The sequence below is a fragment of the Nocardioides sp. P5_E3 genome (assembly GCF_054049275.1).
In genome coordinates, this window is record NZ_JBFUMR010000017.1 from 93,303 (window position 1) to 104,775 (window position 11,473).

11 protein-coding genes and 1 pseudogene are annotated in these 11,473 nt (G+C 70.9%); 6 read left to right on the forward strand and 6 right to left on the reverse strand.

From position 1 onward, the window contains the following. The first annotated feature begins 238 nt into the window (after positions 1-238). The 3 genes from zwf to ACXJKB_RS12710 are packed head-to-tail and all read left to right on the forward strand — an operon-like array spanning position 239 to position 4,493. On the forward strand, positions 239-1,645 hold the full coding sequence (zwf, locus tag ACXJKB_RS12700) for a glucose-6-phosphate dehydrogenase (protein WP_457188855.1): 1,407 nt from the start codon (positions 239-241) through the stop codon (positions 1,643-1,645). Continuing rightward, the gene (locus ACXJKB_RS12705; RefSeq protein ID WP_457188857.1) at positions 1,642-3,522 is read left to right on the forward strand and encodes a glycoside hydrolase family 15 protein; all 1,881 of its coding nucleotides are present in this window, start codon (positions 1,642-1,644) and stop codon (positions 3,520-3,522) included. The genes zwf and ACXJKB_RS12705 overlap by 4 nt, the downstream gene beginning before the upstream one ends. Further along, complete coding sequence (locus ACXJKB_RS12710; RefSeq protein WP_457188859.1) at positions 3,519-4,493, forward strand: aldose 1-epimerase family protein; 975 nt, start codon at positions 3,519-3,521, stop codon at positions 4,491-4,493. Before ACXJKB_RS12705 ends, ACXJKB_RS12710 begins: the two co-directional genes overlap by 4 nt. A 15-nt stretch (positions 4,494-4,508) precedes the next feature. Here ACXJKB_RS12710 and ACXJKB_RS12715 read toward each other — a convergent pair whose 3' ends face one another. After that, positions 4,509-4,937 (reverse strand): hypothetical protein, encoded by a 429-nt coding sequence (locus tag ACXJKB_RS12715; RefSeq protein ID WP_457188861.1) that lies wholly within the window; start codon positions 4,935-4,937, stop codon positions 4,509-4,511. Positions 4,938-5,026: 89 nt separating this feature from the next. Continuing rightward, on the reverse strand, positions 5,027-6,331 hold the full coding sequence (locus ACXJKB_RS12720) for a DUF2254 domain-containing protein (protein WP_457188863.1): 1,305 nt from the start codon (positions 6,329-6,331) through the stop codon (positions 5,027-5,029). A gap of 179 nt (positions 6,332-6,510) precedes the next feature. Between ACXJKB_RS12720 and ACXJKB_RS12725 the strand changes: the two genes are divergently transcribed. Next, on the forward strand, positions 6,511-6,660 hold the full coding sequence (locus tag ACXJKB_RS12725; protein WP_457188865.1) for a hypothetical protein: 150 nt from the start codon (positions 6,511-6,513) through the stop codon (positions 6,658-6,660). Positions 6,661-6,741: 81 nt separating this feature from the next. Here the strand turns inward: ACXJKB_RS12725 and ACXJKB_RS12730 are convergent, their stop codons facing one another. The 4 genes and pseudogenes from ACXJKB_RS12730 to ACXJKB_RS12745 all read right to left on the reverse strand — a co-directional run bounded on the left by ACXJKB_RS12730 (position 6,742) and on the right by ACXJKB_RS12745 (position 9,359). Further along, positions 6,742-7,002, reverse strand: coding sequence for a hypothetical protein (locus ACXJKB_RS12730; protein ID WP_457188867.1), 261 nt, complete (start codon positions 7,000-7,002; stop codon positions 6,742-6,744). A 174-nt stretch (positions 7,003-7,176) separates the two neighbouring features. Then, positions 7,177-7,299: pseudogene (locus tag ACXJKB_RS12735) on the reverse strand (aldehyde dehydrogenase family protein); the annotation flags it as partial. A gap of 33 nt (positions 7,300-7,332) precedes the next feature. After that, entirely contained in the window at positions 7,333-8,001 is a 669-nt protein-coding gene (locus ACXJKB_RS12740) for a response regulator (RefSeq protein ID WP_457188869.1), read from the reverse strand. A gap of 8 nt (positions 8,002-8,009) precedes the next feature. Continuing rightward, entirely contained in the window at positions 8,010-9,359 is a 1,350-nt protein-coding gene (locus ACXJKB_RS12745) for a sensor histidine kinase (RefSeq protein ID WP_457188871.1), read from the reverse strand. 206 nt (positions 9,360-9,565) lie between these two features. Here ACXJKB_RS12745 and ACXJKB_RS12750 point away from each other — a divergent pair, with 206 nt between their 5' ends. Together ACXJKB_RS12750 and ACXJKB_RS12755 are read left to right on the forward strand one after the other, a co-directional pair. Beyond that, a complete protein-coding gene (locus tag ACXJKB_RS12750) occupies positions 9,566-10,258 on the forward strand; it encodes an ABC transporter ATP-binding protein (protein ID WP_457188872.1) in 693 nt (230 codons plus the stop codon). Continuing rightward, positions 10,255-11,473: FtsX-like permease family protein (locus ACXJKB_RS12755; RefSeq protein ID WP_457188874.1), on the forward strand; the 1,219-nt coding region annotated here is incomplete at its 3' end. The genes ACXJKB_RS12750 and ACXJKB_RS12755, both read left to right, overlap by 4 nt.

An 11,473-nucleotide genomic window follows, 5' to 3' on the forward strand; every position in this document is an offset into this window, starting at 1 on the left:
GCGACCTACGTTCACCCTCAGAGAACCGCTCCTACCGGCGATCTCTCGGTGCGACGCCCGTGTCGTCAGACCATCTGGACGATGCCTCGTCGCGGCCGACGGGCGCATCACCCGGATCGGGGGAGGCGCCACGTCGCGAACGCGGTGTTGCCTCGACCAAGGATGGGTCAGGTCTGGCGCTCTGCGCCGCTGCCCGGCACCGACGACCGGCACGTGCGCCCAGCCGAGGAGATGGACAGTGGCACCCACACATGGCTCCGACCAGCGCCCCGCGGACGTCCTCGTGGTCTTCGGGATCACCGGCGACCTGGCGAGGGTGATGACGTTCCGGTCGTTGTACCGGCTGGAGGCACGCGGCGTGCTGGACTGTCCCGTCGTGGGTGTCGCTGTCGACGACTGGACCAAGGACCAGCTCGTCGCGCGTGCGCGTGAGTCGATCGAGGGCACCGGCGAGACGATCGACCCTGAGGTGTTCGACCGGTTCACCGCCAGGCTGTCGTACGTGCACGGCGACTTCACCGACCCCGCCACCTACCAACGGGTCGCCGACGCGATCAAGGGCGCCGAGTGCCCGGCGTTCTACCTGGAGATCCCGCCCTTCCTCTTCGGCCGAGTGGTGCACGGCCTCGCCGAGGCCGATCTCACCCGATCGGCCCGGGTTGTCGTGGAGAAGCCGTTCGGGCACGACCAGGCCTCTGCCGGCGAGCTCGCCGACGAGCTGCACCAGTACATCGACGAGTCACAGCTGTTCCGCATCGACCACTACCTCGGGAAGATGGGGATCGACGAGATCCTGCACCTGCGCTTCGCGAACACCATCCTCGAGCCGGTCTGGAACCGCAACTACGTCTCGCACGTGCAGATCAACATGTCGGAGGACTTCGGGGTCGAGGACCGTGGCCACTTCTACGACCCCGTCGGTGCGATGCGGGACGTCATCGTCAACCACCTGATGCAGGTCGTGTCGGCGGCGGCGATGGAGGCGCCCTCACGCGGTGACCTGACGTCGATCAAGGATGCGCAGGTCGCCCTCTTCAAGGCCGTCGTTGCGGCCGACCCGGCTCACTACGTCCGGGGGCAGTACGCCGGGTATCGCGACATCGACGGGGTGGCACCGGACTCGGCGACCGAGACCTACGCCGCGATGCGGCTCGAGATCCAGAACTCGCGATGGGCGGGTGTCCCGTTCTTCATCCGGACCGGCAAGCGGCTCCCCGTGACCCAGACCGAGCTGCGCGTCATCTTCAAGCGTCCACCTCCGTTGGGCTTCGGTGTGATGGGACCGCAGACGGAACCGAACCAGGTCGTCGTCAAGCTGGACCCGTCGACGGGGATCCGAATGATCCTGGACGCACGACGCAGCGACCTCTCGGCCGTGGGGAGGATCGACCTGGACATGGAGTTCGCCGACCAGGGCGGTGAGGGCGCCACGCCCTACGAAGTGCTCCTACAGGCTGCGCTGCGCGGGGACAGCACCCGGTTCACCCGGCAGGACGGGGTCGACGAGACCTGGCGGGTCATGCAGCCGTTGCTCGACGCCCCACCTCCGGTCCACGCGTACGCCCCGGGATCGTGGGGGCCGGCGGAAGCCGACCGGCTGACGGCCGAGCACGGCGGCTGGCACGACCCGTGGATCGCGTCATGAGCGACGTGATGCCCCAGAGCGCCGCGGCGCCGTCGCCGTTCCCACCCATCGCCGACTACGCGTTCCTGTCCGACTGCCACACCGGCGCCCTGGTGGCGCCCGACGGGGCGATCGACTGGCTGTGCCTCCCGAGCTTCGACTCGCCCAGCGTGTTCGGCACCCTGCTCGACCGCCAGGCGGGCTACTTCCGACTCGGGCCCTTCGGGATCAACCACCCGACCTCGCGCGCGTACGTGCCCGGCACGAACGTCCTCGAGACGACGTGGAAGACGCCGTCCGGCTGGGTGCTGGTCCGCGATGCGCTGACGATGGGCCCGCGGACGACCGAGGACGTGGTGACGCCCCACACCCGGCCCCCGGCGGACGACGATGCCGACCACCTCCTGGTGCGGACGGTTCGCTGCCTGTCGGGGACCGTCGAGCTGGATCTCGTCTGTGAGCCGGCCTTCGACTACGGGCGGACGTCGGCGGACTGGACGCTGGTCGACGACGACCGGCATGCCGCCGACGCGACAGCAGACGGCCAGACCATGCGGTTGCGCACCGACCTCGCGCTCGGGGTGGAGGGCAACCGGGTCCGTGCCCGACACGTGCTCTCCGCCGGCGAGGAGTGCTTCTGCGCCCTGTCGTGGGCCGACGGGCTGGCGGCGCCGGTCGACCTCGACGAGGCGAACGCCCGGATCGACGCCACGGTCCGGTTCTGGCGCGCGTGGCTCGGACGGGCGCGGATGCCCGACCATCGCTGGCGCGACCCGATCCAACGGTCGGCCCTGGCCATCAAGGGCCTCACCTACATGCCGACCGGCGCCACCGTGGCGGCCCTCACGACGTCGCTGCCCGAGACGCCCGGCGGCGAGCGGAACTGGGACTACCGCTACACCTGGATGCGCGACAGCACCTTCACGCTGCAGGCACTGCACTTCCTCAACCTGGACTGGGAGGCCGACGAGTTCATGCAGTTCGTCGCCGACCTGGAGGCGACCGAGTCAGGGGCCCTGCAGATCATGTACGGCATCGACGGCCGACGCGACCTGACGGAGTCCACCCGCGACGACCTCTCGGGATACGCGGGCGCTCGACCGGTGCGGGTCGGGAACGGGGCGTTCGACCAGCGCCAGAACGACGTGTTCGGCGCGGTCCTGGACTCGGTCCTGCTGCACACCCGCCGCAGCCAGCGACTCCCGCGACGGCTGTGGCCGATCGTCCAGTCGCAGGCCCGGTGTGCCACCGAGGTGTGGCGCGAGCCCGACCAGGGGATCTGGGAGGCCCGCGGCGCACCGCAGCACTACGTGTCGTCGAAGCTGATGGGATGGGTCGCGCTCGACCGGGCGTCGAAGCTCGCGGAGATCCGGGGCGACGCGGAGCTCACGGCGACGTGGCGGGAGACCGCCGACGAGATCAAGGCCGACATCCTGGCGAACGGTGTGGACGACCGCGGCGTCCTGCGTCAGCACTACGAGACGGACGCACTGGACGCATCGACGCTGCTGGCGGCGCTCTTCGGCTTCCTCCCCGCCACCGACGAGCGACTGCGCGCCAGCGTGCTCGCGATCGCCGACGAGCTCACCGAGCACGGCTTCGTGCTGCGCTACCGCACCGACGAGACCGACGACGGACTGTCCGGCAAGGAGGGCACCTTCCTGATCTGCTCGTTCTGGCTGGTGTCCGCGCTGTCGATCATCGGTGAGGAGCAGCGGGCCCAGGACCTGATGGAGCGGCTCCTGCGGGTCGCCTCACCGCTCGGGCTCTTCGCCGAGGAGTTCGACGTCGAGACCGGCCGCCACCTCGGGAACTTCCCGCAGGCGTTCTCGCACCTCGCCCTCATCGAGGCCGCCGCACGCATCATCGCCGCCGAGAGGGCCAGCGAGCTCACGTGAGCGCGCGGCAGGACCGGGGACGACGCATGCAGGCCCCGCGCTCGGGTGAGCAGTACGGCATCGCGCACGGCGACTCCGAGGCGGTCGTCACCCAGGTCGGTGCGACCCTTCGTCGCTACAGCGTCGGCGCGCTGGACGTGATCGACGGCTTCGGACCAGGTGCGCGCGCCACCGATGGCCGGGGACAGGTGCTCGCGCCCTGGCCCAACAGGTTGACCGACGGTCACTACGAGTACCGCGGCCGCCGATGTCAGGCGCCGCTGAACGAGATCGGTCGGCACGACGCCATCCACGGACTGGTGAGGTGGCTCGACTGGACCCTCGTCGAGCGGGATCCCGCTGCGGTCACCCTGGCCTGCGCCGTGCGCCCGCAACCCGGCTACGAGTGGCACCTCCACCTCCAGGTCACCTACGCACTGGACGAGTCAGGGTTGACGGTGACCTTGGAGGCGGTCAATGCCGATCGTGAGCCGGCGCCGTTCGGGGTGGGGTTCCATCCCTACCTCACGCTCGGCACGACGTCGATCGACGGACTCGACCTGACCGTCCCTGCTGCCGCCTTCGTCGATCCGGACGGTCCGGCTGACGGGACGTCGACCAGCGTGGCCGGGACCGCGCACGACTTCCGGCAGCCGCGCAGGATCGGACCGGTCGAGCTGGACACGGCGTTCAACGACCTCGTCGTCGGCCGCGACGGACGTGCGGTGGCTCGTCTGGGCGACCCGGCGGACGGAAGGTCCGTCGAGCTGTGGGTCGACCACGCCTTTCGCCACCTCATGGTCTACACCGGCGACCTCGTGGGCGATGCGCACCGGCGGCGCACGGCCGTTGCCATCGAGCCGATGACCTGTCCGCCGGACGCCTTCCGCACCGGCGTGGACCTCCTCGACCTGGAGCCGGGGACACCGTGGCGGTGCTCGTGGGGTCTCCGCCAGGTCGTCGGTCCGACGCGCCCACGCGAAGCACCCTGACCGCTGGGGCGGGAGTCAGCAGGTGCTGTCGACAGCGTCGACCAGCGCGCTGATCGACGTACCCAGTGCCTTGGACGCCGCGCCCACTGCGGCGATGTTCGGAGCAGTCGGTCCTGAGACGGCTGCGTCGAGGCTCGTGCCGACGTCGGAGATGGCCTCCTCGACGGTGTCCACCTCGTCCGCGTACTCGCGCTTGGCGTCCTTCACCACCGTGCTGAGGTTCGACCTCACCTTGTCGAAGGCCTTCTGGAACGTGTCAAGAGCGCCTCGCTCGACCTGCACGTCGGTCAGCGCTGCGACAGAGGACCGCAGGGCATCGACGCTGGAGCAGACCGCGGGGGTGTCGTCCTCACCGGATCCGGATCCACACCCGGCGAGCGTCGCCACCAGCACCACGAGTGCGCCCACCCACCACAGACGGAAGCGCGCGGCTATGAGGTTCATGACCGTCACGCTGCTCCGTCCAGCGGGATCCGGCCTCCTCCGAGGCGGGTGAACCGGATGTCAGTGCCGCACACGACGGTGATCAGGCGCTACTCCCCGTCAGCGAGATCGGCCACGGGCGTTGCCTGGGAGGCCCCGCCGATCCCCTGCCGGTCCCGTCCGAGCGCGAACGCCTGGTCGGCGCCCTCGACGAAGGAGAGCCGTACGGTCCGGTCCAGCACCTCGAGCTCGCGCCGGACTGCGGGCCGGTTGACGGGCAGGACCGTGTCATCGAGGTCGGCGAGCATCGCCCGCAGGCGTCGGCACACCTGGGGAGAATCTCGCCCGTACTGTCGGATCTCCGAGACACCGAGGTGCAGGTAGTCGTCCCAGGTGCGCATGCGGAAGGCGAGCCTCAGGTGTCCCTCCGCGTCGAGCAGGCTCCCGTGCCTGCCCAGCTCCCGCGCTCCGACGGCCGTGAGCACGGCGCCCAGGTAGTTGATCATCTGCGTTGCCGTGGTGGGGTCGTTCACCGCGGGCGAGAGTGCCCGGATGGCGATGTCGACGATGATCCGCACCGCGTACGCGGGGTCCTGGTCGATCGTCCGCTCGTGGCCCAGGGCGATCTTCCCTCCCAGCCGTCGCAGCACACGCTGGTCCGGTGAGCCGTACACGTCCATGACCACTGAACCGGCGTTCACGAAGTCGCCGACGGAGCACGTGAGCACGCACGCGAGGTCGTGCCGGGTGGCGAGGTCGACCATCCCGCGCGCGTCCATCGCCTGGATCGCGCCCGACTTCCTCGACCGGACCTGGACCTTGTGGCCCTGCACCGCCCGGGGACTGCGGTCCCCGGCCTGCAGGTCGATCCCGGAGTGGTCGACCTCGGTGACGACAGCCAGACCCGACCGCGCCACCGAGGCCGCGACCGCCACCGGACGCAGCGCGTGCACGAAACGGTCCAGGTACAGCAACAGCAGCACCAGGTCGACGGAGACGGCGAGGCCGGCCATCGTCACCCCGAGATTCGGCACCGATGCAGCCTCGACCGTGCCGAGCAGTGCGAACGAGAAGGCGAAGGTCGCTGTGAACGCCGCGAGCACGAGCTTCTGCAGGCGATCGCGGTACCAGAGCCGCATGAAGCGCGGCGAGAGGGTGCCGGTGGCCATCTGCACGACGAGGACGCCGACCGTGACGACGAGGCCCAGGAGCCCGATCATCGCCCCGGACACCGTCGTCAGCACGCTGCTCGCGGTCGCCGGCGAGTAGGACCACGATGCAGGCATCGTCACCCGAGCCTCCACGCCCAGATCGACGACGGCGAGTGCCGCCCCGGCGATCGCACCCAGCAGGGGCACTGCCCACAGGCTCTGGCGGAAGTGCTGCCGCAGCTGGAAGCGGGCGGCCCAGCTCATCCGCCTCGTCTCCACACTGCAGGTTGGGACATCGCTGCTCCGTCCTGTCGTTGCTGCACCCTGCTCTCAGGCTGGGACGACCTGACGAGTTGCGCCTCATGCAGGGTGGGTGAGACATCCGTGGCCGCGGCGGCTCGCGCGCGACGACTGCGCCCGCACGGGGAGCTGCGACCGCGCCCATGACGTCGACGCTGCTCGCCACGCTGCTGCTCGGCACCGACGGCGTGTCGGTCACACCGCAGGTGATCGTTGCCGTGGTCGTGGCCTTTGTCCTCACCCACGCCCTGCCGAGCCCGGACCCGCAGGCGCGCACGACGTCTCGCACCTGACAAGCACACAGATGACGCATGTCGATCCAGAGAGCTGTGTACGGATTGCGAGGCGGGCGACACACTGGTCATGTGGCTGGATCAGCGATCGAGTGTGGTGACCCTCGGGTGGCCGGCCTCCTTGCCTTCGTCGCCGCCCGTGTCGAGGAGGACAGACTCGGTGCCCAGCTGACGACGCCCGTCGACGAGTCCCTTCTCGGCATGTGTGACGTCGTCGAGCGGGTTCTCCTTGACATGGCTCGCGACGCCTGTCGACCAGGAGCGCCCTGCCCACTTCCGCAACGTTGCCTTCGCGCGCTGGGCGAGTACGCATCTGCGTACAGCACGCACCGCGACTTCCACCCAGCGTGGCTGGCTTGGCGCATCGTGCGATGACTCGGCCCCCGCGCGGCCGGTAGCGGCGCGAGATGCGAGAACCCGCAGGTCAGGTCGCCCGTGGGACTCCTTCCTCCGAGCTCGAGGGACACGTGGGCCAGGCGCTCGCCGGCGGCGGTTGCGACATGGGCGTCCCACCTCGGTGGAGCCGGTGAACGACACCTCGTCGATGCCGGGGTGCTGGACGATTGCCTCGCCTACGACGCTGCCCTTGCCCGTCACCACGTTGAGCACGCCCGGAGGCAGATGCTCGACCAGGCGCAGATCGACTCGCTGGCCTGGAGCGCCCGGCGGGCCTCACGCCTCCCCAGGTGCGACCAGACCCGTCTCGTAGGCGACCACGACCGCCTGGACCCGGTCGCGCAGCTGAAGCTTGCCCAGAATCCGCGCCACGTGCGTCTTGACGGTCGCCTCCGACAGCTGGAACGCGGCAGCGAGCTCGGCGTTGCTCAGCCCCCGCGCAAGCATCTGCAGCACCTCTCGCTCGCGCGGGGTCAGCGACGCCAGCTCGCGGTGCACGACGGACGTCTCCTTGCCGCCGCGCGCGAACCTCTCCACCAGCCGACGCGTGATCGACGGCGCCAGCAGCGCGTCCCCGGCCCGCACCAGCCTCACGGCGGCGGTGAGCTGCTCCGGTGTGACGTCCTTGAGCAGGAACCCGCTGGCCCCCGCCGCCAGCGCGGCATAGACGTACTCGTCGAGGTCGAACGTCGTGAGCATCAAGACCCGGGGTGCGTCGCCGTCGCCCGCCAGGATGCGGCGCGTCGCCTCCAGGCCGTCCAGACCCGGCATGCGGATGTCCATCAGCACCACGTCGGGGCGGGTGCGCCGCACGGCGTCGATCGCCTCGGTGCCGTTGGACGCCTCGGCGACGACCTCGATGCCGTCGGCGGTGAGGATCATCCGGAAGCCGGTGCGCACCAGGGCCTGGTCGTCGGCCACCACGACCCGGACGGTGTCACTCACGGGGTCACTCACGGGACCTCCACGGGGTCGGGGCTGGCGGGCGCCAGGGGGATGACCGCCTCGAGCCTGTACCCACCGCGGATGCGCGGGCCGGCGTCGAGCGTCCCGCCGTAGAGCGCGAGCCGTTCGCGCAGGCCGATCAGTCCCCGGCCGCTCCCGGCGTCCGCCGACAGCGGCTGCGTGCCGCCCGTGTCGGTGACCTCGATCGACAAGTGGGTGGACCCATAGTCGACTCGGACGGTCGCCGACGAGCCRGCCGCGTGCTTCACCACGTTTGTCAGCGCCTCCTGCACGACGCGGTACCCGGCCAGGACGACGCCGTCCGGCATCAGGATGTCCGGTGACCCCGTCACCACCAGCTCGACCGGCAGTCCCGAGGCCCGGACCCGGCCGACCAGGGACTCGAGCTCGGCCATCCCGGGCTGTGGAGCCAGGTCCAGCGTCTCGCCGTCCGCGGTCAGCAGCCCCATCACGTGCCGTAGCTCGGTCATCGCGGCCCGGCCGCTGGCCTCGACCGACAGCAGCGCCTCGCGAGCCTGACCCGGCGACGCGTCCAGTACCTTGCGTGCCGCCCCGGCCTGGATCACCATGACGCTCACGTTGTGGGTCACGACGTCGTGCAGCTCCCGCGCGATCCGGGCCCGTTCCTCCTCGGCCGCGCGGCGGACCGCCTCGGCGCCCTCCCGTTGCAACGTGACCACGTGCGCCTGCTCGGCGTCGGCGCGGTCCTGCATGGTGCGCAGACCCCACGCGGCGACGGCGATCGGCGCCAGGATCAGGAACGGGACGGCGCCCTGGGGCACCGCGTTGATCGCCCCACCGAGGGCCGGTTGGGCTGAGTCGTCCTGCAGCTCACCCATGAGGAAGGCGGTGACCGGGAGGCTCAGGAGCGCTGGGACGCGGTACGGGCTGTACACGGCGGCGCTGTAGGCGGCGATGACGCACACGTAGAACGAGAGCCTCAGCGCATCCGGGTGCTCCGTGACCATCGTGGCCATCAGCATCACGACCCACAGCGTCGAGAGCGGGTAGCGCCGCCGGAAGACCAGAGGTGCCGCAATCATCACGAGGAGCAACGCAGGTCCGCCCCAGTCCCAGAAGGACGCCTGGTCGGACGGCTCCGGTGGCGGGGGGAACACGGGAGGCGCTGGCACGCCCGACCCGTCGAATGGCCTGAGCTGCGGCTGGTCGGACTGGTCGTGGCTGAGGATCGCGACGAGCGCGAGCCCGGCCGCGAGGCCGATGTCGAGCAACCAGCTCCGGAAGGACCGCTGCTCGGTCGTACCGGGACGGCGCCGCACCCACTCCGGTAGGGAACGGGCCGGCCAGGCCGCGTCGCGCAGGCGCCGACTCTTCACCGACTCATTGTCCACCGTGCGAGGAACCCACGCGTCCTCCTCGGGAGCGACAACGGCCGCGGCGGACTACCCCTCGGGGATGACACTCCGCGAGCGTGGTCCTGAGGGAGGACCGGAAAGCGCCATCGCGGGCGACGCGCGACACCGGGTATCGCTCCTAGCGTTCCTCTCGCCAACCAGCGACCGACGAACCGGGGGAGCCGACCATGACCGCACCACTCATCGAGCTGAACGGCGTCACCCGCCGCTACGACGACGGCCCACCCGCCCTGGACGACGTGTCGCTGACCGTGGCCACGGGCGAGGCCGTTGCCATCCTCGGGCCGTCCGGCAGCGGGAAGTCCACGCTGCTCAACCTGGTCGCCGGCCTCGACCGGCCGACTGCGGGCACCGTCAGCGTGGGCGGCAGCCGCATCGACACGCTGGGCGAGGCCGCCTCGGCGAAGTACCGGCGTGCCACGATCGGGCTGGTCTTCCAGTTCTTCAACCTGCTGGACGACCTCACCGTGCTCGACAACGTCGTCCTGCCGGCCCAGCTGGCCGGCGGCACTCGCGGGGAGACGACCCGGCGGGCCACCGAGCTGTTGGGGATGCTGGGGATCGACCACCTCGCCGGCAATTACCCGGGTCGGCTGTCCGGCGGTGAGCGGCAGCGGGTGGCCGTGGCCCGAGCACTGATGAACCGGCCGGCGTTGCTGTTGGCTGACGAGCCGACCGGAGCGCTGGACACCGGCTCCGGCGCCGACGTACGACGGCTCCTCACCGACCTGCACGGCGACGGGCAGACGATGCTGCTGGTCACGCACGACCGGACGCTCGCGGACGAGTGCGCCACCCGGACGATCGAGGTCGTCGACGGCCGGATCGCCTCCGACACCGCGCTGGTACCGCTGCGATGAGCGCGCTGAGCCGGGTCGTCCGCTCCGGGGTGAGTCGCCGCTGGGTGCAGACCGTCGTGATCACGCTGGCCACCGCCGCCGCCGTCACCTCGGGTCTGCTGGGGGTCGGCCTGCTCGTGGCTTCGAATGCACCTTTCGACCACGCCTTCGCCGCCCAGCGCGGGGCACACCTGACGGTGCTGACGGATCCCGAGCAGGCCACGACCCGCCAGCTGGCTGCCACCGCCGATGTCGACGGTGTGGCCGAGACCTCCGGCCCCTTCGCAGTGGCGCAGGTCATGGTGCTGCCGCCACCACCACCGGGGTTGAGCGAGCCGTCCGTGGGCGCGGATGGCCCCGTCCTGACCGTCGCCGCCCGGACGGGCCCGGGAACCGGTGTCGACCAGGTGACCCTGGTCGAGGGACGCTGGCCGGGCGAGCCCGGTGAGGTCTTGCTGGCCGCCGGTGGCGACCTCCGGGTCGCCGTGGGCGACACCCTGACCATGGGTAGCGGCACGAACGCCCGGGACGTCACCGTCGTCGGCCTGGCGCGGTCGGTGAGCGACACGGCGGATGCCTGGATGACGCCCGGCGGCCTGGCGGCCCTGCCCGCGATGTCCAGCGGCTACCAGATGCTGTACCGGCTCGACGAAGCCGGGACCGCGTCTCGAGTTGGCGACGTGCGGGACGCCGTCACGTCCGCTCTCCCGGACGGGGCGGTCGCCAGCGCACGGTCGTGGCTGGTCGTGAAGAAGGAGGCCAACGGCCAGACGTCGCTGTTCGTGCCCTTCCTGCTGACGTTCGGCGGTCTGAGCCTGCTCCTCTCCGTCCTGATCGTGGGCACGGTCGTGGCCGGCGCGGTCGGCTCGACGACCCGCCGCATCGGCATTCTCAAGGCGCTCGGCTTCACCCCGTCCCAGGTCGTGCGGGCGTACGTCGCTCAAGCGGTGCTGCCCGCTTCGGCCGGGGCGGTGCTGGGTGTCGTGGTTGGCAACCTGGTCGCGGTGCCGTTGCTGGCCGACACGGAGGATCTCTACGGCACCGTCGCCCTGACGATCGCTCCCTGGGTGGACGCCGCCGTGCTCGTCGGTGCGCTGGCGGTGGTCACGGTCACCGCATCGGCCGCCGCGGGACGAGCGGGGCGGCTCTCGGCCGTGGACGCGCTCGCGGTCGGCCGTACGCCGGCGGCCGGCCGCGGGCGGTACGCCGCGAGGGTCGCCGCGCGGCTGCCGCTGC